Here is a 20906-nt window from a genome sequence, read left to right as displayed (position 1 = left end):
ATTAAAATTCGACTCCGTAAACGAGATTATCGAGATTGTAGGCGTTGGCACCGCCTTCTTCAAAATATGAGCTGCGGATGTCCCCTCTTGCCAGGTTGCTGCTACCCGAGGCCGTTTGACCATCAGGGCCGACGGACATCAGGATAAAGGTCGGATAGGACCAGGAGTTTCCGTTACTCGAATTTCGGTAATAGTAGCGATACGGCTGCCCCCACGGATCAATGATATACTTCTCGCTGTTTGATCCGGCCGTGGTGAAAGCACCCGAGTCAATAAATGGAACGCCGTCAGCATTTTCATACGTTACCGTGCCATTGCCAGTCGCCTTCATGCGAAGGGCACCCGTCAGGTGTTTGTAAAGCTCCGTACCATCGGTATCCGCGCCGATCCAAGGGTAGTCGCCGTATTTGAGCTTATACGCTTCCAAGGCGCTGCCCAGCGTTTGCAGCTCGGCCTCGGCCTTGGTATTAGCCTGCTTGACGGCGACACCGCGAGACAAGCCAAAGACAATCGCGGACAGGATAGCGATGATCGCAATGACCACCAACAATTCCACCAAAGTGAAACCGTGGCGCTGCTTTGAAGTTTCCTGGGTAATGGGGTGGGAAGTAAGCATGCTTGGAAATTAGTAAAATTGCGGCTCTTGGGCCCTGCTGTCAAATAAAGACGCAATCAGATATATCTATCACCCGGGCATGTTTTTTGCACGGGAGGGGCTGAGGGCGGCGCACCTAAATGCGCACGCCATCCTGGGAAACGCGGCCGTGGAAAGCCTCCAGCACGCGCTTGGTCAGGGCCCCCGGTTTGCCGTCGCCAATCGGGCGACCGTCAATCTCCACCACGGGCACCACTTCTGCGGCCGTTCCGGAGAGGAAGCATTCTTTGGCAATCCAGAGATCGTAACGCGTCAGATTGGTCTCAACCACCTCAATACCAATGTCTTTCGCGATTTCAAGAACCGCCTGGCGGGTAATACCCGTCAGCGAACCGGCATTGACCGGCGGGGTGAAAATCTTGCCCCCCTGCACGATGAAGACGTTGTCCCCGGTGCACTCGGCCACGTAGCCCTGATCGTTGAGCATGAAAGCCTCGACGTAGCCCAGGTTGCCGGCCTCGATTTTGGCGAGAATGTTGTTCAGGTAGTTCAGGCTCTTGATCATCGGCGGCAGCGCAGCCGGGCTGTTGCGACGCGTCGCCACGGTGATGACCTTCAGGCCGTCGGTGTAAAACTCCTTGGGATACAGCTGGATCTGGTCAGCGATGATGATCAACTGCGGGTTCGCACAGCTCTTGGGTGACAGACCCAATGAACCAACGCCGCGAGAAACGATCAGGCGGATGTAGCCGTTGGTGAGGTTATTTACCCGGCAGGATTCGCAAACGGCTTCCGCGATCTCGGCGCGGGTCCAAGGCATCTCAAGCATGATGGCGCGCGCGGAAAACTCCAAACGCTCCAGGTGCTCATCGAGCTTGTAGACGTTGCCATTGTAGAGGCGGATACCCTCAAAAATCCCGTCACCGTAGAGGAAACCGTGATCAAAAACCGAGACCTTGGCGTCCGCCTGGTCTACAAAATCGCCATTCATGTAAACTTTCATCGCAAAAGAGGGCAGTTGGTATCGCTTCTGCAACAGTTTGTCTAGAATATCCTCTTCAAGAATGTAGAATTTGAGTCGTAATTTAAAGAATTCGCCTTGCTTGGAATAAGTAAGGTCCCTTAACTGTCTGATTTGTATATGAAGTTCGCATCAATAGTCGCCATTGGCATGGTGACCACGCTGACACAACCGGCGTGGGCCCAAGACGTGTCGCTGGAGTCAGCAGACATCGCCGAAATCGCGGTGGACTATGATCCGAACAAGCAATTGCAGGACTTTTTCGAGGCGCTGCCACCGGAGTTACAGGAGCGCATCACTAAATACCGCGAAAAAGCGATGCTCGTCGCCGAAGAAGTGGCGGAATACAACGAGCGCCCCAAAAGCGGCCTCCCCCCCTCCTCCTTCAAGTCGGCCCAACGCAAGCGGATGAAGATCGAATCCCAGATGGCTGGCCTACGCCTGGAACAAAAGGCGATTGCCAAAGATTACTACGATCTGCTCGCCACCGGCTGGAGCCCGCCCAACAATTCTAACATCATCCGCCTGATGGTCGCTGAAGCCAGTGACACTCAGGAGGTCGCGGGTTAGCTGAAGAAAAGTCCCGACTAATCGTCACCAACTCGCTAGAGCTCACATAACTGACGCCCGAGTGGTCGGATCGGAGAATCTTTACCGGTAATTAACCGTGGCGTGGTAATGCTCCAGCAATTGCTGGACCTTGGCAATTAACTCGTGCTTTTGGTAAGGCTTAGCCAAGTGAGCATCCGCGCCGACATTGATAACGCGGTCCTGATCCTCCTCCATCGCATAGGCGGTCAACACCAGGATAGGAATCGTTTTCTCCTGGTCCTTCCTGGAAGCGCGAATCTTCCGAATTGCCGCCAGGCCGTCCATTTTGGGCATGCGCACGTCCATGATGATCAGATCGAAGTCGTTTTCATCAAAAGCTTCCAGCGCCTCCAGACCATTGGTCACAGCCGTTACTTCCACCGAATCTTGTAACAGCATTTTACGCAGGATGTGGCGACTGGAAGCATTATCCTCGGCCACTAGGATCTGGAGTTTGTCTTTACCGGGTAGCGCCGTGAGCTTTTTACTCCGGCGCAGCTTGGCCTGCTGCGTCACATGCACGGAATTGGGGGAACCGAGGCGCACCAGCGCAGTGAACGTCGACCCGACGCCGACTTCACTGTCCACGGTCAAACCACCACCCATCTTTCGGGCCAGCTCATTGGAAATCGCCAGCCCGAGACCCGAGCCGCCGCGCTCATCATTGATTTCGCCATGCACCTGGCTAAATGATTCAAAAATCTCAAAAACTTTATCCTGCTGTATTCCGATACCGGTATCGCGCACCACCAGACTCAGGCATACGGTATCGTTCTCCACCTCTTCAACGTGCAGGGTTACGTTGATTTGCCCCTCATCGGTGAATTTGATGGCATTGGCCAGGAGGTTACTGCAAATCTGCGACAAGCGCACCGGATCACCATAGACGTGTGTTGGCATGTCGTCGGCAAAGTCATATTGAAGTTTCAGATTTTTCACGTCGGCCTTCACGCGCAGCAGCTCTACGATATTGGCGATGGTCGCTGCCGGATCAAACGGAACATTTCGCAATTCTAATTTACCCGCTTCGATTTTGGCCAGGTCGAGAATGTCATTAATAATCGTCAGGAGATTCTCCCCGGATTGCTGAGCGATGCCGATCTCCGTGTCAAAACGCTGTTTCATCTCGGGGTCATCGCCCAGCAGTTCGATTGAGCCCAGCAGACCGTTGAGCGGCGTACGAATTTCGTGCGACATATTGGCCAAAAATTGAGATTTCATCCGGCTCGCCGCCTCTGCCTGGGCCAATTTCTTGGCCTCTTCCTGCAGCTCATGTTTCGTTTTTCGCAACTCTTGCGGATTGGGCAGCTTTAGCGCCTCAGGGATTAGCTTAAAGAGCACCGCCGCGCTCGCCATTGACACAATCCCCGTGATCAGCAGGACAACCCCCTCGGCCACATACACCGGCTTCCAGATAGTCAGGATCGCCATCGCATGAGTCGCGGCACAGCATAAGATGAACAGCGCAAAGAGCAGAAAGACGTTCTTGTAAATCAAATCCCGCCGACGACGCACGAAGTAAAATAGACCAAAAGGAATCGAACAATAGGCGACGACCACCATACCATTGGCAACCACATGCAACCACAATATCCACGGATCCCACATATAGCAGTGCCCGTGCGGCATAAACGCCGTGCTGCAGAAGTCCTCCCACCAACTGCCAATGCTTCCCATAGAAAGACCCTAGCAGATCATAAGCTGAAGGCGAGCTTACATGGTCTTTACACGCTATTTACCAGCGCATTTTTCACCCTATGAGAAATTATCAACAAATATACTGATGCATAGCCCCTAGACAATGTATCAGCATGAGACTTAATTCCTCAGTGTAATCATTTACGGGGTATCTTTATCGACTTGCAGCCTCAGGAAAGAGAGCACGTCTTGAAATTTTTTCTGGTTGCTACTATCGGCTTCCACGAGGCACTCATGAGCCTTGAGCACCATCTCGGCGTTATCCTTTTCTGATTGGCTCGCATTCTTGAGCGAATCAGACTGGTTAAAGGCCATGTCGAAATCACCGGTTTCCACATTCATGATGCGGTGCAGGCCAAGATTACGGACTAGCTCCAGGTTCCGCTGGCTCAGGCGCACCAAGGTGAAATCCCCAGGAGGCGTCAGCTTGCGAAACTCCAATGCGGCACCCGCCATAATGCCGAGGAAGGTACTGTCCATCCCCGTGCAATCCTGGAAATCAATCACCACGCTGCGCTTCCCCATCTCGGCCACACGGTCGAAAAAATCGCGCACGGGAGCGCAGTTCAAGAAGCTGGCGCGGCCTTGAATGCGCAGAATCACCGGCTCAGAATAAGCGTCGATGAGAAAAACTGGGCTTTCGGTTTCGGGCATGGATGTCTGTTAGGTCTATGTTCTGGGATGGTAGTTTCGCCGTCCGGATTGGCCGAACGGCGAAACAAAGTGCTGTAAATTAGTTATCGAGCAATTGGCGCAAAACATAAGTTAAGATACCACCATTGCGGTAATATTCAATCTCAACTTGAGTGTCCAACCTCACATCGAGCGTGACTTTTTCCTCTGTACCATCCGCGCGATGGATGACCAAAGTGGCCTCGGCTCCGGGCTTGATATCTTCGCCTAAGCCTTGGATGTCAAAGACTTCTGTCCCGTCGAGACCGAGCGTATCCTTGTCTACGCCTTCCTTGAAGCAAAGCGGCAGGACGCCCATACCAATCAGATTGCTGCGGTGAATACGTTCGTAAGACTTGGTTACCACAGCCTTTACACCAAGCAAGGCCGTGCCTTTGGCGGCCCAGTCGCGGGAGGAACCCATGCCGTAATCGACGCCGCCGATTACGATCAGTCCTTCACCGCGCTCCTTGTATTTCATGGCCGCATCGTAGATGGGCATGATTTCGCCGTCGGGCTGGAGCTTGGTGTAGCCGCCTTCCTTGCCGTCGGCCATTTCGTTGCGAATGCGGACGTTGGCGAAGGTCCCGCGGGTCATCACGCGGTCGTTGCCACGGCGAGAGCCGTAGCTGTTAAACTCACGCACCTCGACGCCGTTATCGAGCAGGTATTTACCAGCCGGGCTGTCGGGCTTGATCGCGCCAGCAGGCGAAATGTGGTCCGTGGTCACCGAGTCCCCCAGGAGCGCCATCGGGCGCAAACCGGCAAACGACTCGATCTTGCCCGGTTTCATGCCAAAGCCATCGAAGAACGGCGGCTGCTGAATGTAGGTGGACTTCGCGTTCCAGTCGTAAATGTCGCCCGTCGAGGACTGGACGTCATTCCACTGAGGGCTGGCCGAGTTGAGGTCGGCATACTTCTGGCGAAACATCTCCGGCTTGAGTCCCTTGAGGATGTTTTCCTGGATTTCCTCGTGGCTGGGCCAGATGTCTCGCAGGTAAACGGGATTGCCGTCTGCATCGGTGCCGAGCGGGTCGTTGTCCATGTCGAAGTTAACCGTGCCAGCCAGCGCGAAGGCCACGACCAGCGGGGGGCTCATCAGGAAATTCGCCTTAATGGAGCCATGGACACGGGCTTCGAAATTGCGGTTACCGGAGAGCACTGACGCCGTCACGAGCTCGCCCTCCGAAATGGCTTCCTCAACAGACTGGTCCAGCGGCCCGGAGTTGCCAATACAGGTCGTGCAGCCGTAGCCGACGAGGTTGAAGCCGAGCTTATCGAGGTATTTGCTCAGCCCGGTTTCGTTCAAATAATCGGTCACCACGCGGGAGCCCGGCCCGAGCGAGCATTTGACGGTCGGGTCGACGGTCAGGCCTTTTTCGACGGCTTTTTTCGCGACCAAACCGGCGGCCAGCATCACGGACGGGTTCGAGGTGTTGGTGCAGCTGGTGATCGCCGCAATGAGCACGGAGCCGTGGGTGATCTCCGGCAGCGTCTCGGTGTGAACCAGCGCCCCACCCTCGTCACGCCAGCGTTCGATGTCTTTGCTGGCATCCACGGAGGCCGTGCGTTTGGCGTTCTCATTGGAGACGCCATAACCACCTTCGGCAATCGGCGCATGGAGCATCGTGTTCCAGGCCGACTTGAGCTGGTCCAGATCGATGCGGTCCTGCGGTCGCTTTGGGCCAGCAACGCTGGGCACGATGGTCGCCAGGTCGAGGTCGAGGCTTTTGGTGTATTTAATTTCGCCCGCCTTCGGCATGCCGAAGAGGCCCTGGGCGTCCAAAAATTCTTTAACCAGCGCAATCTGGTCTTCCGTGCGGCCGGTGGCGCGCAGGTAGTCGAGCGACTTGTCGTCGACGGGGAAAAAGCCCATCGTCGCGCCGTATTCCGGGGCCATATTGGCGATGGTTGCGCGGTCGGCCAACGTGAGCGCCTCGGCACCCTCGCCGTAGAATTCCACGAACTTGCCCACCACCTTTTCGGCGCGGAGCATTTCCGTGATGCGCAGTGTGAGGTCCGTCGCGGTGACGCCCTCTTTGAGCGTGCCGGTCAGGTTTACCCCGATCACTTCCGGCGTCTGGAACGTAACCGGCTGGCCAAGCATACCAGCTTCCGCCTCGATGCCGCCCACGCCCCAGCCGACAATGCCGAGGCCGTTGATCATCGTGGTGTGCGAGTCGGTGCCCACAAGGCTGTCCGGGTAAAGCACGTTTTTGCCGCCAATTTCCTTTTGGAAAACGACCCGCGCCAGGTACTCCAGATTCACCTGGTGGACAATGCCGATCGCGGGTGGCACCACGCTAAAGGTTTCAAAAGCCTGCTGCCCCCACTTGAGGAACTCGTAGCGCTCGATGTTGCGCTCGAACTCCCGCTGCAGGTTCGCCACGAAAGCGTTTGCCGTGCCGGCGCGATCCACCTGCACGGAGTGGTCAATCACCAGGTCGACCGGCACCAGCGGCTCGATCAACCCGGCGTCTTTGTTCAGCTCGGCAACGGCGTCGCGCATGGCTGCGAGGTCGACGAGCAACGGCACGCCGGTAAAGTCCTGCAGCACAATGCGGGAGACGACAAACGGCACCTCTTCGGCGGCCGGTTTCTCGGCGTTCCAATTCGCCAATCGCTTCACATCCTCTTCGTTGATGCCTGCCGTGCCGCAGTTGCGCAGCACGCTTTCCAGGACGATACGAATACAAACCGGCAAGGTGGATACCGGGCCTACGCCGCTTTTTTCCAGCGCGGGCAGTGAATAGTAAACTCCCTTGTCGGCGAGTTCACGGACGACATTAAATGGGTCGGTGATGTCTGACATGGTTGTTAATTAAAGCGAAGCAAGATTGATGCGAATTGAGCCAGAGAAGAAAAAGTTTAACTGAGGGCAGCCTTGACCTCGTCAAACGGCGGAAGGTTATGCGGATCTTCCGTCACCCATGAATAGACGATTTTGCCGTCGGCGTCGATGACGAATGCGGCGCGCTTGGCCACACCCTTGAAGCCGAGCAGGTCTTCGTAGAGCACGTCGTAGCTGGCGGCGACGTCCTTATTGAAGTCCGACAACAGCGGCACAGTGATCGAGTTGGCCTTGGCGAAAGCTTCCTGCGAGAACGGGCTGTCCACGGAGATGCCGTAAACCACGGCGTCGAGGCCGGCGTATTCGTCAAGTGCGCTGCTCATCGTGCAGAGCTCGTCTTGGCAAACACTGGTGAATGCCAGCGGGAAAAACAGAAGAACGGTCTTCTTGGAGCCGAAGTTCGAGCTCAGGGTGACGTCCGACAGGCCGTCTGCGTTTTTAGTCTTCAGCGTGAAATCGGGAGCGGTAGTACCGGTAGATAATGCCATAAATTAGAATGGTTGGAATGAACTCACAACCAAGCCCCAAGCGAAGCGCAAGTCAAGCATTGCAGCGGATCTGTCCACATGGATGCCCGCATATTTATCATTTGATTAAGTTTGAACACCCAACTGGCGTCAGCACGCCTCCGCATTTCGCCTCAGCGGTTCCGTGGCCACGGCTAGCAGCGCGCCCGGCGCGTCAGATCCGGTGCAACAAGCCCGTTTACTTGGCCGCGGCTGGAGTCGGCCCATCGCCAAACTCCTTAAAATATGCCCGGGCAAGCAGCGTAAAGAGCAACGCATAAGCAACCAGCGCCATACATTCCTGGGCCAAAGCTACATTAATCCATTCGAAGTAGGCCGATAGGTAGAGCGAGAGGATGCCAAAGACAAACCCGACCATAATCGAAAAGATGAAGTAAAAGGAAACATACGCAGCCAGCAGGTAAGCCCCTGCGCTCCAGCCCGGTCGCACCATCCAGGCCAGCAGCGGGAAGCTCAGCACGAGCACAAGTATGATGATCGGCATCTCCATTTGCCCGCCACAAAAGCGATGCGCCACGCACGGGGCAAGCTTTACCCAAAACCGATTTTAGGTCGCTCAAATATTCGACGCATCCGGCACTGCCCCACCCCGCCCGGATTCAGGCGCCCGTTTCCAAGTATCACCAGTCTTTCAATTCCTCAACCAATCGACTAGGGGTTCATGAAGGATCGGAAACGGACGCCTGAGATTGAGCAGTGATGGCCGGCGTAGCTTCGGTGGGCCGGTTTGATGACACGAACCGACGCAGCCTCACCAACGCCATACAGCAGTGGCAATAAATCGTGTAGCTTAGCTTTAATATCAGGCTCCTCATGGTGGGGAACTTCGCATCAAGAAGCAAAAACGTCGTTTTGCCAATTCGCCAAAACCCTCATTTTTAATGGCTTACCAAATCAAACCTTCAATTAAACCAAACAGGCGCGGCCAAATTCTTACGCTAGCCCGCAAACATCCCCGGAAATATTCCACAATCCGTATTCCGCAATCCCCGTTGACATTTGCCCTTGTCCAACGGCGTCGATTCCGACTTTAATCCATGCCTTTCCAAGAAATCCCATGAGCCGACTAGACATCATCAAGCAGAACATCGACACCATCATTGGCGCGGACGAGCTAATGGAGCGCATTCGCGCTGGCAAAAAACTCCGCATCAAACTCGGCGTCGACCCCACCCGCCCCGACCTGACCTTTGGCCACCTCGTTGTCTTCAACAAGATGAAGCAATTTCAGGACATGGGCCACGAGTGCATCCTGCTCATCGGCGATTACACCGCCACCATCGGCGACCCCAGCGGACGCTCCGACACCCGCCCGGTCCTTACCGAGGACGAGGTGCGCGCCAACGCCGAAACCTACCTCGACCAGGCCTTTAAAATCCTCGACGAAGAACGCACCCTCGTGCGCTACAACAGCGAGTGGTTCAACAAAATGACCTTCGGCGATACGCTCAACCTGGCCCGCAAGATGACCGTCGCCCGCATGCTTGAGCGCGACGACTTCGCCAAGCGCCACGCGAGCAACAGCCCGATCTCCATCGTCGAGTTCCTCTACCCGCTCGTGCAGGGCTACGACTCCGTCATGCTCGAAAGCGACGTCGAGCTCGGCGGCACCGACCAGCTCTTTAACATGCTCGTCGGCCGCCAGTTGCAAAAAGACGCCGGGCAGCCCGAGCAGGCCGTCATCACCATGCCGCTCCTCGTCGGCCTCGACGGCGTCAAGAAGATGTCCAAGAGCTACGACAACTACATCTCCTTCAACCATTCGCCCAAGGAGATGTTTGGCCGCATCATGTCCATCGACGACGAGACGATGTGGGACTACTACCGCCTGCTCCTGCTCATGGACGAAGACCGCATTGAGCACCACAAGCAGGACCACCCGATGAGCTCTAAAAAGCACCTCGCCGCGTCCCTGGTCGGCATGTTCTACTCCCTGGCCGACGGCAAGCGCGAGCTGGAGCAATTTGAACAAGTTTTCGCCAAAAACCAGCGCCCCGACGACATGCCCGAGTTCGCCTGGGCCGACCTCGCCGGTGGCGAAGCCAGCTTTGGCCTGATCAACCTCATGATGGCCACCGACTTTTTCCCAAGCAAAAAGGAGATCCGCCGCCTCATCGAGCAAGGTGCCGTCAAGATCAACGACGAAGCCGTCAGCGACCCGACCACCAACATCGACAAGCCCACGGACGAGCTCGTCATCCAGGCCGGTAAGCGGAAGTTCTTCAAGGTGCTGGGCTAAGGAGTCCTCTGGAAAGTAACAACACTGGTGTTGCGCGACTACAAAACGTGCCCGGCGAGCACCGACTGTAGTTCGTAGATATTCACCTTCTTGTTGAACTTCTTCCAGATCGGCACATCGTCGCTACCCACCCAAATTTTAAGTTCTGCATCGAGGTCGAAGCTACCAGCGGTCTCCACGCTAAACTTCGTCACCTTGTCATAGGGCACGCTGAGGTATTCGATTTTCTTGCCGGTCATACCCTGCACGTCCACGAGTAGCAGGCGTTTGTTCGTGAAAACGAAGGTATCGCGAAAGACCGCAAAACCGATGTCGATCGTTTCGCCATTGGTCAGCAACTGGCCGTATTTTTCCTGAAGTTCCTCCGGGGCGACGACGCCCGCATTACCCAATAAATTAGAAAACAGTCCCATATTAAAATACAGCCCATCAACAAATCACCGCATGGCAATGTTTTTACCCCAAATCGGATCCACGGATCGAGGCTGTTAAGAAAAAGTTAAGCATGTGCCGCCGAGAGAATTATCTTCCACCGGTGACAAAGAAGCTTTTGCTAGAGTCTGTTTCGAGTGATTGCAGAGATGCTCCATAATCCGGCGTATTTGCTGAGCCTGTTTCTGGTGGCCTCGGTGCTGATGATCTGGCGGCTGGAGGAGCTGTCCAACGGCGGCATGGAGGGCACCGTACTGGGCAACCTCGTCATGCCCTACCTCTCCGGCCTCGGCAACCTGATCTTTGTCGTCGTCATCCTGCGCAATGGCCAACCCGGCGAGGAGGTCATGACGAACTGCCTCGTCAACAACGCGACCAACCTCACCTTGCTCGTTGGCCTGCCCGCCGTCATTTGGGGGCTCAGCCTCACACCACGGGGCAAAGCCAAGAAAGCCAAGCAGCAGGCCGAGCTCCACCGCCTGGCGCTGCTGCTCACGCTGCTGGCCATCTTCTTTTTCGGCGGCATCACCTGGGCGCTGGGTAAGGATGGCGTGCTCGACTTCGGTGACGGCCTCGCGTTAATCGGCCTGTTTTTCCTCTGGCAACTGTTCCACGTCTATGAGCTGCTCAAGGAAAACGTCCGCAGCTCTGGTCGCTTCAATCCGTGGATCATCGTGGAGTTCACCCTGCTCGCGCTCGGCGGCTACGGCCTGCTGTTTAGCATCACCGGGCTCGTCGATTACATTTCCGACATCGATTCCGGCTTCATCAGCCGTGAAAACCTCGGCCTGCTGACCGGCCTGCTCATGGCGCTGCCCAACGCCATGCTCGCTCTGTTCTACGGCGCGCGCCGCGAGGCCGACGTGGTTTACAGCGCCCAGGCGGGCGACGCTCACGTGTGCATCCCGCTCTGCGTCGGGCTCTATGCGATCGTGAAACCGCTGGAACTGCCGGCAAACTTTACCCCAGCCATCCTGATGATCGCGGGTGTGGCGGCATTTCACGTGCTCAGTCTGGCGCTGTTCCGCCGCCTGCACCGCGCCAGCGGTGGCGTGCTGATCGTGCTCTACGGCGTGTTTCTTTATTGGAGCGCGTAGGCGCTGCAAGTGAAACGGGGTTTTTAACCACGAAGGACACGAAGCGCACGAAGGATAGGCCAACTGATTAAAACCACGGAGGGCACAGAGGAATGGAGCTAACATTTCTCCGTATCTCTGTGCCCTCCGTGGTTAAAAAAACTTTGCAGTGGTCTTCGTGCGCTTCGTGTCCTTCGTGGTTAAATAACAGCTGGAGTGGACCCATTTTGTCATCTGGCCTGAGTTGCGAAACTTCCATTAGTGGCTTCGGTATTAGCCATGTGGCACTCCATCCGGACCGAACTAACCCTGGACCTCCCGCGCGAGGAGGTGTTCGCGTTTTTCGCCTATGCCGAGAATCTGGAAAAGATCACCCCGGACAATCTCGGCTTCCGCATCCTGACACCGCTGCCCATCGAGATGCGGCAGGACGTCGTCATCGACTACCGCATCAGCCTGCATGGCATTCCGATGCGCTGGCGCACGCTGATCCCCGTCTGGGACCCGCCACATGAATTCGTCGACGAGCAGATCAAGGGGCCCTACAAGACTTGGATCCACCGCCACACCTTTGAGGAGCTGGGCCCGCGCCGCACGAAGATCATTGACTACGTGCGCTACGAACTGCCCTTCACGCCGCTGGGCGACATCGCCTACCCGCTAATTAAGCGCCAGGTCGAAGGCATTTTCCGGCATCGCAACGAGGTCATCCCCAAGTTACTCCAGGCCACCGAGTGATCCTATTTCTCAAGAGCCACCCAAGGCTTAATTGAACTTGCGCATCCCGCCGCGCCGCTAAAACATTCGCCTGCATGAATGACGCAGCGAGCATTCTCGAAAAGGAGATCCCGGGCGAAGTCGGCCTCGTCGAGTGGCAGGACTACACCCATGACGCACCCTTCACCTGTGAAGGCGGCGGCACGCTGCCCGGCTTTACCCTGCGCTACGAAAGCTACGGCCGCCTGAACGCAGAGCGCAGCAACGCCATCCTTATATGCCATGCCCTCAGCGGCGACCACCACGCAGCCGGCGTCCACGACCTGAATGACCGCAAGACCGGCTGGTGGAACAACATGATCGGGCCCGGCAAGCCCATCGACACCAACGAATATTTCGTGCTCTGCGCCAACTGCCTCGGTGGTTGCCAGGGCTCCACCGGCCCCGCCAGCGTCAACCCGCAAACCGGCAAGCACTACAACCTCGACTTCCCTGTCGTGACGATTCGCGACATGGTACGCGCGCAAAAGCACCTCATCGAGCACTTCGGCATTGAGCAGTTGCACGCCGTCGTGGGCGGCTCCATGGGCGGCATGCAGGTGCTCCAGTGGATGATCGAGTTTCCCGAGGCCGTGCGCCTGGCCCTCCCAATGGCCACCACCGCGCGCCAAAACGCGCAGGCTATCGCCTTCAACGAGGTGGGCCGCAGCGCGATCATGCAGGACCCCGAGTGGCGCGGCGGCGATTACGAAGACGGCAAAGGCCCACACGTCGGCTTGGCCATCGCCCGCATGATGGCCCACATCACCTACCTGTCAGACCGCGGCATGGACGACAAATTCGGCCGCCGCAGGCGCTCCTCCGACGCCCGTGAACTCTTCGACATCGAGTTCGAAGTGGAGAGCTATCTGCGCTATCAGGGCAAGACCTTCGTCAACCGTTTCGACGCCAATACCTACCTGTATTTCACCAAGGCGTTGGACCGCTTCGACCTCTACGGAGAAAACGGCCGCCTGGAGGAAAAGCTCGACGCCGTGCAATGCCGCACGCTCGTCATCGGCTTCAAGACGGACTGGCTGTTCCCGCCCCAGCAGAACCGCGCCATCGCGCACGCCCTGCTACGCTGCGGCAAGCACGCCACCTACGCCGAGATCGACAGCGACCTCGGCCACGACTCATTCCTCGTCGAAGCCCCCGAGCTACAAAAGCTCATCCGCGAGTTCCTGAAGAAGCGGTGAGGTAGCTGGAGGGCGATGCTTCGTCATCGCCGCAGCGTATCCTTAGCTAAGTCAAATTGCGAAGGGGCAAATTGACGGTGGTGACGAAGCACCGCCCTCCAGCGTAATTCAGCCCATTTGCCCAATCGGCAAATGTTTCGGAGTATACAGCAAAGGCGGGACGCCAATGCTACGGATCAATCTGGGACAACCTTGTTCAGCGGATACTCGATGATGCCTTCGGCACCGTGGGCCTTGAGGCTCGGGATGATCTCGCGGACCACCTTTTCGTCGAGCACAACTTCCAGCGCGACGTAGTTTTCGTCGGTGAGCTGGGAAATGGTAGGGTTGCGAAGCGCGGGCAACTCGTCGAGGATGTCCGGCACCTTGCTCTTTTCGATGTTCAGCTTGAGGCCGACTTTCTTGTTTGCCTCAAGGGCAGCGGTCAGCAGCAGCGCCATGCTTTCGATCTTGGCACGCTTTTCCGGGCAGGCCCAGGCTTCCTTGTTCGCAATGAGCTTGGTGTTGGTTTCCAGCAGCACATCAACGATGCGCAGCTTGTTCGCGCGGAGGGAATTACCGGTCTCGGTCAGGTCCACGATCGCGTCGACCATTTCCGGAACCTTCACCTCCGTGGCACCCCAGGAGAACTCAACTTCGGCCTTCACGCCGTTGTCTGCCAGATAGCGGCTCACGATGTTGGTGACCTCCGTGGCGATGCGCTTACCCTCCAGGTCCTTGACGGACTGAACCGACGATGCTTCCGGAACGACAAGCACCCAGCGGCTCTTCACATTGGAAGCGCGGCTGTAGATGAGGTCGCAGACTTCGACAACGTCGGAGCCGTTCTCCACCACCCAGTCATGCCCGGTGAGTCCACAATCAAAAAAGCCGTTCTCGACGTAGCGGCTCATTTCCTGCGCACGGATGAAGCGGCCGTCGAGCTGTGGGTCGTCAAAGGACGGGCGGTAGGAGCGCGAGCTTTTCGCGATCTGGTAGCCGGCCTTGCCAAACAGCTTGAGGGTGGATTCTTCCAGGCTGCCCTTCGGCAGACCCAGCATGATGAGAGGTTTTTCGGATGTCACAATAAACGCATGACAAACCGCCTCAGGCCGTGCAGACAAGCTAATTTTGCTTTGCCATCGGCATTGGGGCGAATAGGCTCCATTGAAATCGCCTTCTGGCGACTCCATTTTTCGTATGACAGCGCCCACTCCATTATCTCCCGGCAGCCAAACGCCCGGCTTCGCTTTTCGCTATGCGGACGGCACCGAAGGCCACACCGACCAGCTAAAAGGTCTCTATCTGGTGTATTTTTACCCGCGTGACGACACCCCGGGCTGCACCAAGGAAGCCTGCGCCTTCCGTGATATTTTTGAAGATTTCACCAAGGCCGGCATTACGGTGATCGGCGTTAGCTGCGATGACGACGCCTCGCACGAGAAATTTCGAAAAAAATTCAGCCTCCCCTTCCCTCTCGCCGCCGACACCGACCAAACGCTGGTCAAGGCATTCGGCGTGTGGGGCCCGAAGAAATTCATGGGCAAGGAGTATGAAGGCATCCACCGCATGTCATTCCTGGTCAGCCCGGATGGCAAGGTGCTCAAAACCTATCCCAAAGTAAAACCGGAAGAACACGCCGCTGAAGTCCTCCAAGACGCCCAAGCACACACCTAACTTATCATGCCGAAAGAAGCCAAGCCTCTGATCCTGATCTGCGAAGACGAAAAGGAAATTGCCGAGATGGTGGCCGACCATCTTGAGACCGAAGACATGCTGCCCCAGATGTTTCACCGGGGTGAGAACGCCATCCGCTTCCTCAAGAGCAACCACGCCAACCTGATGCTGCTCGACGTAAACCTGCCGGATACGACGGGCTTCCAGCTCATCGAGGAACTCCGCCAGCACAACATCCAGGTGCCGATCATTTTCGTAACCGCGCACAACTCGGAAGTCAGCAAGGTGAAGGGGCTCGACCTCGGTGCCGACGATTACCTGACCAAGCCTTTCAGCCTGCCCGAGCTAACTGCGCGCATCAAGGCTGTGCTCCGCCGCACCGAGACGGCCAAGGACCAGCACATCACCAACAACGTCGAGATCACCGAAAAACCGTTCGATTTCTGTGGTGCCAGCGTCAACCCGACCCGCATGGAGATCGAGTTCCCCGACGGTGCCAGCGAGAAAATCGGTCGCAAAGAGCTCGGTATCATTTCCTATCTGGTCTCTTACCCGAACACCGTGCTGACCCGCCGTAGCCTGATCCACGCCGTCTGGGGCGTGCATGCCGACGTCCGCAGCCGCTCGCTGGACCAATACGTGGTTAAGATTCGCAACCTGCTCTCCGCGCACGAGTGCAACACGGACATCTTCCGCACCGTCCACGGCGTCGGTTACATTTACGACCCGCAGTAAGGAGCCAGATCAATTACGCCCGAAGTTCCACAGAGGTTCGGGCGTAATTGTTAAAAATGTCGGTCGAAAGTAGGACAAACTTTCGGGCGTGTTGCGGGTATCTTTCGCCCGAAAATTTGTAGCATCACACTAACCCAAACCCAAGCCATAGCGCTCGTAGGCTTGGTCGGCGGATTGTTTCATCTCCATCAACTCCAGGAAGTCGACCAGTTTGCGCATTTCCACCGGCGCGCGTTCGATCTGTCCGCAATCAAAGCTCGTGTCTAGCGTGACCAGCTTTACGTTTCGGCGCAGGTCATCCGCAAATGCAGGCAACTGCTCACGAAAGCGCGGCGGCTTGATGTCGGCAGCATTGGCGATGGTGTTTTCCAAAGACCCAAATTCATTTAGCCACTTTGCCGCAGTCTTCGGACCGCAACCCTTGAGGCCGGGAATGTTATCCGAGGTGTCCCCAATAAGCGCGAGGTAATCGACCACCAATTCCGGCGCAACACCGAACTTTTCCGTCACCCCCTCGGCGTCCAGCTTACGCCAGCCGATGCGGGGATTCGCCGTAGGTGCCGGCAAAAGCTGTGTCACGTTGCCGCCCACGCATTGGGCCAAGTCCTTATCGGCGCTGACAATGACGACCTCGTGCCCCTGCTCTCCCAAGATACGCGCCGCCGAGCCTATCAGGTCATCGGCCTCAATGCCCCTCTGTGAGCGCACGGGATAGCCCAACAGGCTCGTAAGCTCACGAATCAGCGGCACCTGCTGCTCCAGCGCCTCTGGCGTTTCGTCGCGGTTAGCCTTGTAATCGGGTAAGATTGCGAGGTGTCGGTCAGAGCCCCCTTCATCAAAGAAGACGGCAATAATGTCCGGCTGCTCCAAGTCTTCGAGCTTCCACATCGCCTTGATCCAACCGTGTAGCGCACCCGTCGGAAGGCCATCAGAGCGAGTCAAATCGGGCAGCGCATAGTAGCTGCGAAACGTGATGTTGTAACCGTCAACGAGGAGGATTTTGCTCATACCATCAAGGAAAGTCGCGTAAAGCCTCGCCCGCCAGCATGTAATGTTTGAAGGCAAAAAAAAGTCCCCAGCGCTCAAGCACTGGGGACTGAAAAGTTTGATTTAACTTACTCGGAGATCGAGCGGCCTACGCCACCACCGGGAGTAACCACAACCGGGCTCTGGAAGAGCGAGTTGGCTTCAACCGAGCCAATCGTTTGGCGTGCGGGCGAGCCCCCGGGGGAAATCAGGTTGGCAGTCACGAAGATCAGGAGGTTACGCTTTTGAGCGGTTTCACCCTTGTTCATGAACAGACGACCGAGGAATGGAATGTCGCCGAGAACCGGGACCTTGTCTTCGATGGTCTTGATTTCTTCGCGGGTCAATCCACCGATAACCACCGTAGCACCGTCGAAGATCGTGACTTCGGTGCGGACTTCACGGGTGGAGAAGATCGGCTGATAGAAACCGGAGGGAACCGTAACCGTGGTGCCAGAGGCAATCGCGATGGACGGGCCACCGTATTCCACAAAGCCTTCGAACTCGGTAACACGCGGCTCAAGCTTGAGCGAAATGTTGTCGTTTTCTTCAACGGTCGGCGTAACTTCCATTTCCACACCAACGTTGCGGACGGAGAAGTCTTGCGGCGTGCCCGCGGTAATCGCAACCGCAGCCGAGCCACCACCGGTGGTGATCGAACCACCAGCTTGCGAAACTTCCGCTTCGATATCACCGTAGTTTTCCGGGTAACGAAGTTCCTGAGCCACGACGATCTGAGCGGTGCGGCCGGAAAGAACGGTCAGCTTCGGAGCGCTGAGCAGGTCACTGCCTTCCTGGCGAGCCAGAGCGTTCACACTCACGCTAACATCGACACCTTCGATGATGCCCATGAAGGAGCCCATCACGCCACCAGCGGCACCCAAGTCAATAACATTGGGGATCGCAGGAGCACCGGCATCGTAAGTCGTGTCCGGGAAGCCGGTTTGACGAACGTTGATGAAGGAGTCTTCAGTCTGAGTGCTGAATACGTTGGCAAGTGTCTGGTTGCTGGAACCAATAAACTTATCTTGTGGATTATTCGGATTCGATACGGTCCAATTGAAGCCGAGTTCATCGAGGTTACCCTGAATGACGTCGAGGAACTTCGCTTCGATTTCAACCTGCTTGGTTTGGTCGTAGCGGCGCAGGATGTTGCGCATTTTCTCGAGGTTCTTCGGAGTCTGAGTAACGATCAGCTGAGTGCCGTCGAACACGAGGCTCGCGCCCGGCTCTTCGAAGTTGATACCAGCACGGCTGAAGAAGTCACGGATGGATTCTTCTTCGTCACCACCGCTAGGACCGGTCGGAGCTGCTGGAGCGGAGAACGGGTCGCTGACTGCAGAGGCACCACCGCCACCAGTGCCACCACCGCCAGTGAGGCGGATGATGATTTGACGGGAGATCGGGAAGAACTCAGTTTCCATCAGGCCACCTGAATTATCACCGCCGGGAGAAACGATCACTGTTTCGTCACTGATGTCCCAGGTGAAAGCAACGGACTCCGTGGTGAAGTCCAGGATGCGGTCCAGGGAAAGGCTGCGAAGGGTGATATTGACCATCGGGTCGCGGCCACCGGTGTTCAGCAGAACGATATTGACGCCACGGTCCTTGGCAGCGGCATCCACTGCGGGATCATATTCGACGGAAAGTTCGGACAGAGTTTCAATAACGCGGGATAGCGGCACATTGGAGAAGCTGACACGCGGGATGTAGATCGACTTCAACTTTGCAACGATCGGATCTTCACCCGTTTCTTGATTCGGGCCTGCATCCAGGTCGTAAACCTGTGGGCGCTGCCAGGAACGGGAAACTTCCTGAAGCATCTGATCACGGGTCTTGCCGTGGTCAAGCCATGAGGACTTGCCAAGCTGCTGCATAATTTCCAGTTGGAGAGCCTTTGCTTCGGCATTGGTGGGGTCGCGGGCTTCAACTTCGCGAAGCTTGCTCATCGCACCTTCGTAATCACCATAAAGCATCATGGAGCGTGCGGTAACGAGCGTTTCGTCATTGGTCTTCACCTTGGCAACGTAGTCCGGGCTCAGCACCTCGGGGTCTTGACGCCATGGGTTGCTCTGAAGCTTCTTAACCTTCTTCTCAAACTTTGCGAGACGCTCGTCCTCGCCAAGAGTATCGCGGTAAGCCAAAGCAGCGGCTTCAGCGGCGGTCGCGTTGTTTTCCTTCAGCGCCTTGTTACCAGCGTCGAGGATGATGTCACCGCGTGCGGTGCGCAGGTCTTCGATGATGAATTCGGTCGCGGTGGACTCTGGAATGGACTGCTGGGCAGCGGCCAAGATGGCGTCGGCTTCGTCAGCACGGCCATTTTCCACGAGGATTTCCGCATCAGCCAAAGCTTGCTCACCACGGGCGATGGCGGCTTGCTGCTCGGTGGCGGCGGCGGCCATCAGGTAATCCACGTCATCACCGCCAGTGAGGATCACTTCGGTGGTGGTCTCGGTGCCGTCCGCGTTGGTCATGGTGACCACGGTTGCGCCGTCGGTTACGGTCGTGGCGGCCGGTTGAAAATCACTAATGCCTGCAGCCTGGCCGTAAACGGTGGGCTGTCCGGCGCTTTGGCGCTCGATGTCCTTGTTTACGGAATCGAGGAGGCGTTGCACATTCTGGTCATCCGGATTCTTGCGGAGCAATTCTTCCAGATTGGCTTTTGCCGTCATGAGCTCACCGGACTCACGAGCGCGGAGTGCGGACGCCATGAGGCGGATTTTTTCTTGAGTTTCGCTGCTCTGGGCATGGACCTCAGTCACGCTGAGGCACGCCGATGCGACGATGGCTGCAGCGGCGAAAGTAGAGGCGAAGCGATGGAGTTTCCGGAGTCGTTTCATGATTCTTAAGTTAGCAAGCAACGGCGAGACTACGCACGTTGGTCATCAAATTAGCATTTAGGAGTATCACTTAATTTTGAAAAAAGCTGTCAAAAACACTGGAATTTTCATCCTGTGCTTCATTTTCTTCGGGGGATTGGTCATCAACCGTGCTTTCAGGCGCAGCGGTGGATGCTGGTGCAACGGTTAAGGTTTTAGTTTCAGTTGGAGTGTCATCAGCAAACGTTTTCTCGATAGAAGCCGATTGGTTGTCAAAATCAAAGTCAAGTAATTTGAACGTTACATCTCCAACCTCTTCACTTTGGCCCGCATCTTCCCACTCAATCGTGCGGGATGGGTATGGCGGCAAAGTTTCAAACTTCAAGAAGTAAGAATTGGGGATGTAAAGACGCTCGGCAGTGGTGAGCACGATGTTTTCACCACTGACTTCGTCTTTGATCGTCACGCTGGGCACGCGGCTGATCAGCCCCTGCTCATCAACGACCTTTTCTACCACGAAGTCCATGATCTCGACTTGGTGCTCGGGGAAGCGATCGCCGACCTTACCACGGAAAGCCTGATTGGTATCGTAGTTGAAAAGCGAAACGGTCGCGTCGTCGAAATCACCGGACAGCGCTTCGAAATATGCCTCCAACTGGACACGGAACAGCTCACGCTCGATGCTGACAAAGCGGAAACCAAAAGGCGGGATCGGCTCGTCTTCCTTGGGTGGCTGAAAAATGAATGTCTTGGTCGCTTCGTCCCACCAGATTTTCGGCGGAGTGAATACATCGTATAGTTCGCGACCATCGTCATCCTGGGCAACAGGGTCCACCCAGACAGCAGTCGACGACTCAAACTTATCTGCGGTGAGATTCTCGTAACCTTCGCCAAATGGCGTTTTGGTCACGGAAGCTTCTACTTCCGCTTGCTGCGTGGCGTAGTATGCGCCGCTGCCAGCAAGGGCGATGACTCCGACGGCGAGGATGATTTTATCGTAAAAAGCTTTCATG

19 protein-coding genes are annotated in these 20906 nt (G+C 56.4%); 7 read left to right on the top strand and 12 right to left on the bottom strand.

Annotated features, from left to right (window positions below):
* Position 1: 1 nt before the first annotated feature.
* Positions 2-616 (bottom strand): prepilin-type N-terminal cleavage/methylation domain-containing protein, encoded by a 615-nt coding sequence (locus tag O3S85_RS16475; protein ID WP_269541841.1) that lies wholly within the window; start codon positions 614-616, stop codon positions 2-4.
* 115 nt (positions 617-731) lie between these two features.
* Positions 732-1598: a branched-chain-amino-acid transaminase gene (gene ilvE, locus O3S85_RS16470; RefSeq protein WP_269541839.1), complete on the bottom strand. Its 867-nt coding sequence runs from the start codon at positions 1596-1598 to the stop codon at positions 732-734.
* Between the two features lie 138 nt (positions 1599-1736).
* On the opposite strand from ilvE, the gene O3S85_RS16465 reads away from it, so the two are divergent.
* Positions 1737-2186, top strand: a complete 450-nt coding sequence (locus tag O3S85_RS16465) for a hypothetical protein (RefSeq protein WP_269541836.1) — start codon at positions 1737-1739, stop codon at positions 2184-2186.
* 81 nt (positions 2187-2267) lie between these two features.
* Here O3S85_RS16465 and O3S85_RS16460 read toward each other — a convergent pair whose 3' ends face one another.
* The 5 genes from O3S85_RS16460 to O3S85_RS16440 form a co-directional block, all read right to left on the bottom strand.
* Positions 2268-3884, bottom strand: a complete 1617-nt coding sequence (locus O3S85_RS16460; RefSeq protein WP_269541834.1) for a response regulator — start codon at positions 3882-3884, stop codon at positions 2268-2270.
* A gap of 162 nt (positions 3885-4046) precedes the next feature.
* Positions 4047-4559, bottom strand: coding sequence for an STAS domain-containing protein (locus O3S85_RS16455; protein WP_269541833.1), 513 nt, complete (start codon positions 4557-4559; stop codon positions 4047-4049).
* 79 nt (positions 4560-4638) lie between these two features.
* On the bottom strand, positions 4639-7389 hold the full coding sequence (acnA, locus tag O3S85_RS16450) for an aconitate hydratase AcnA (RefSeq protein WP_269541831.1): 2751 nt from the start codon (positions 7387-7389) through the stop codon (positions 4639-4641).
* Between the two features lie 56 nt (positions 7390-7445).
* Positions 7446-7916 (bottom strand): redoxin domain-containing protein, encoded by a 471-nt coding sequence (locus O3S85_RS16445; RefSeq protein WP_269541828.1) that lies wholly within the window; start codon positions 7914-7916, stop codon positions 7446-7448.
* A gap of 217 nt (positions 7917-8133) precedes the next feature.
* Positions 8134-8472, bottom strand: coding sequence for a hypothetical protein (locus O3S85_RS16440; RefSeq protein ID WP_269541826.1), 339 nt, complete (start codon positions 8470-8472; stop codon positions 8134-8136).
* 540 nt (positions 8473-9012) lie between these two features.
* Between O3S85_RS16440 and tyrS the strand changes: the two genes are divergently transcribed.
* Positions 9013-10194: a tyrosine--tRNA ligase gene (tyrS, locus tag O3S85_RS16435; RefSeq protein ID WP_269541823.1), complete on the top strand. Its 1182-nt coding sequence runs from the start codon at positions 9013-9015 to the stop codon at positions 10192-10194.
* 38 nt (positions 10195-10232) lie between these two features.
* Here the strand turns inward: tyrS and O3S85_RS16430 are convergent, their stop codons facing one another.
* The gene (locus tag O3S85_RS16430) at positions 10233-10607 is read right to left on the bottom strand and encodes a PH domain-containing protein (RefSeq protein WP_269541822.1); all 375 of its coding nucleotides are present in this window, start codon (positions 10605-10607) and stop codon (positions 10233-10235) included.
* A gap of 168 nt (positions 10608-10775) precedes the next feature.
* Here O3S85_RS16430 and O3S85_RS16425 point away from each other — a divergent pair, with 168 nt between their 5' ends.
* The 3 genes from O3S85_RS16425 to metX all read left to right on the top strand — a co-directional run bounded on the left by O3S85_RS16425 (position 10776) and on the right by metX (position 13657).
* Positions 10776-11723 carry a sodium:calcium symporter gene (locus tag O3S85_RS16425; RefSeq protein ID WP_269541820.1) on the top strand — a complete coding sequence of 316 codons (948 nt, stop codon included), beginning with the start codon at positions 10776-10778 and terminating at the stop codon, positions 11721-11723.
* Positions 11724-11981: 258 nt separating this feature from the next.
* Complete coding sequence (locus O3S85_RS16420; RefSeq protein WP_269541818.1) at positions 11982-12440, top strand: SRPBCC family protein; 459 nt, start codon at positions 11982-11984, stop codon at positions 12438-12440.
* Between the two features lie 74 nt (positions 12441-12514).
* Complete coding sequence (gene metX, locus O3S85_RS16415; RefSeq protein WP_269541816.1) at positions 12515-13657, top strand: homoserine O-acetyltransferase MetX; 1143 nt, start codon at positions 12515-12517, stop codon at positions 13655-13657.
* A 176-nt stretch (positions 13658-13833) separates the two neighbouring features.
* Here metX and hisG read toward each other — a convergent pair whose 3' ends face one another.
* Positions 13834-14697 (bottom strand): ATP phosphoribosyltransferase, encoded by an 864-nt coding sequence (hisG, locus tag O3S85_RS16410; protein WP_343218963.1) that lies wholly within the window; start codon positions 14695-14697, stop codon positions 13834-13836.
* A 139-nt stretch (positions 14698-14836) separates the two neighbouring features.
* Here hisG and bcp point away from each other — a divergent pair, with 139 nt between their 5' ends.
* Positions 14837-15313 (top strand): thioredoxin-dependent thiol peroxidase, encoded by a 477-nt coding sequence (bcp, locus tag O3S85_RS16405; RefSeq protein WP_269541811.1) that lies wholly within the window; start codon positions 14837-14839, stop codon positions 15311-15313.
* A gap of 6 nt (positions 15314-15319) precedes the next feature.
* On the top strand, positions 15320-16048 hold the full coding sequence (locus O3S85_RS16400) for a response regulator transcription factor (protein WP_269541809.1): 729 nt from the start codon (positions 15320-15322) through the stop codon (positions 16046-16048).
* A 129-nt stretch (positions 16049-16177) separates the two neighbouring features.
* Here O3S85_RS16400 and O3S85_RS16395 read toward each other — a convergent pair whose 3' ends face one another.
* The 3 genes from O3S85_RS16395 to O3S85_RS16385 form a co-directional block, all read right to left on the bottom strand.
* A complete protein-coding gene (locus O3S85_RS16395) occupies positions 16178-17056 on the bottom strand; it encodes a 5'-3' exonuclease (protein WP_269541806.1) in 879 nt (292 codons plus the stop codon).
* Positions 17057-17163: 107 nt separating this feature from the next.
* Positions 17164-19914: a type II secretion system protein GspD gene (locus O3S85_RS16390; RefSeq protein ID WP_269541803.1), complete on the bottom strand. Its 2751-nt coding sequence runs from the start codon at positions 19912-19914 to the stop codon at positions 17164-17166.
* A 70-nt stretch (positions 19915-19984) separates the two neighbouring features.
* Positions 19985-20905: a transcription initiation factor TFIID subunit 7 family protein gene (locus O3S85_RS16385; protein ID WP_269541802.1), complete on the bottom strand. Its 921-nt coding sequence runs from the start codon at positions 20903-20905 to the stop codon at positions 19985-19987.
* Between the last annotated feature and the right edge of the window lies 1 nt (position 20906).

It is taken from the genome of Cerasicoccus sp. TK19100 (genome assembly GCF_027257155.1).
Lineage (GTDB): Bacteria > Verrucomicrobiota > Verrucomicrobiia > Opitutales > Cerasicoccaceae > Cerasicoccus > Cerasicoccus fimbriatus.
The sequence above is the reverse complement of the archived record's forward strand: the minus strand, read 5'-3'. Positions and strand labels throughout refer to the sequence as shown.

Coding starts and splice junctions, on each gene's coding strand:
- O3S85_RS16475 (WP_269541841.1), bottom strand. CDS start 616: ATGCTTACTTCCCACCCCATTACCCAGGAAACTTCAAAGCAGCGCCAC.
- ilvE (WP_269541839.1), bottom strand. CDS start 1,598: ATGAAAGTTTACATGAATGGCGATTTTGTAGACCAGGCGGACGCCAAG.
- O3S85_RS16465 (WP_269541836.1), top strand. CDS start 1,737: ATGAAGTTCGCATCAATAGTCGCCATTGGCATGGTGACCACGCTGACA.
- O3S85_RS16460 (WP_269541834.1), bottom strand. CDS start 3,884: ATGGGAAGCATTGGCAGTTGGTGGGAGGACTTCTGCAGCACGGCGTTT.
- O3S85_RS16455 (WP_269541833.1), bottom strand. CDS start 4,559: ATGCCCGAAACCGAAAGCCCAGTTTTTCTCATCGACGCTTATTCTGAG.
- acnA (WP_269541831.1), bottom strand. CDS start 7,389: ATGTCAGACATCACCGACCCATTTAATGTCGTCCGTGAACTCGCCGAC.
- O3S85_RS16445 (WP_269541828.1), bottom strand. CDS start 7,916: ATGGCATTATCTACCGGTACTACCGCTCCCGATTTCACGCTGAAGACT.
- tyrS (WP_269541823.1), top strand. CDS start 9,013: ATGAGCCGACTAGACATCATCAAGCAGAACATCGACACCATCATTGGC.
- O3S85_RS16430 (WP_269541822.1), bottom strand. CDS start 10,607: ATGGGACTGTTTTCTAATTTATTGGGTAATGCGGGCGTCGTCGCCCCG.
- O3S85_RS16425 (WP_269541820.1), top strand. CDS start 10,776: ATGCTCCATAATCCGGCGTATTTGCTGAGCCTGTTTCTGGTGGCCTCG.
- O3S85_RS16420 (WP_269541818.1), top strand. CDS start 11,982: ATGTGGCACTCCATCCGGACCGAACTAACCCTGGACCTCCCGCGCGAG.
- metX (WP_269541816.1), top strand. CDS start 12,515: ATGAATGACGCAGCGAGCATTCTCGAAAAGGAGATCCCGGGCGAAGTC.
- hisG (WP_343218963.1), bottom strand. CDS start 14,697: ATGCTGGGTCTGCCGAAGGGCAGCCTGGAAGAATCCACCCTCAAGCTG.
- bcp (WP_269541811.1), top strand. CDS start 14,837: ATGACAGCGCCCACTCCATTATCTCCCGGCAGCCAAACGCCCGGCTTC.
- O3S85_RS16400 (WP_269541809.1), top strand. CDS start 15,320: ATGCCGAAAGAAGCCAAGCCTCTGATCCTGATCTGCGAAGACGAAAAG.
- O3S85_RS16395 (WP_269541806.1), bottom strand. CDS start 17,056: ATGAGCAAAATCCTCCTCGTTGACGGTTACAACATCACGTTTCGCAGC.
- O3S85_RS16390 (WP_269541803.1), bottom strand. CDS start 19,914: ATGAAACGACTCCGGAAACTCCATCGCTTCGCCTCTACTTTCGCCGCT.
- O3S85_RS16385 (WP_269541802.1), bottom strand. CDS start 20,905: ATGAAAGCTTTTTACGATAAAATCATCCTCGCCGTCGGAGTCATCGCC.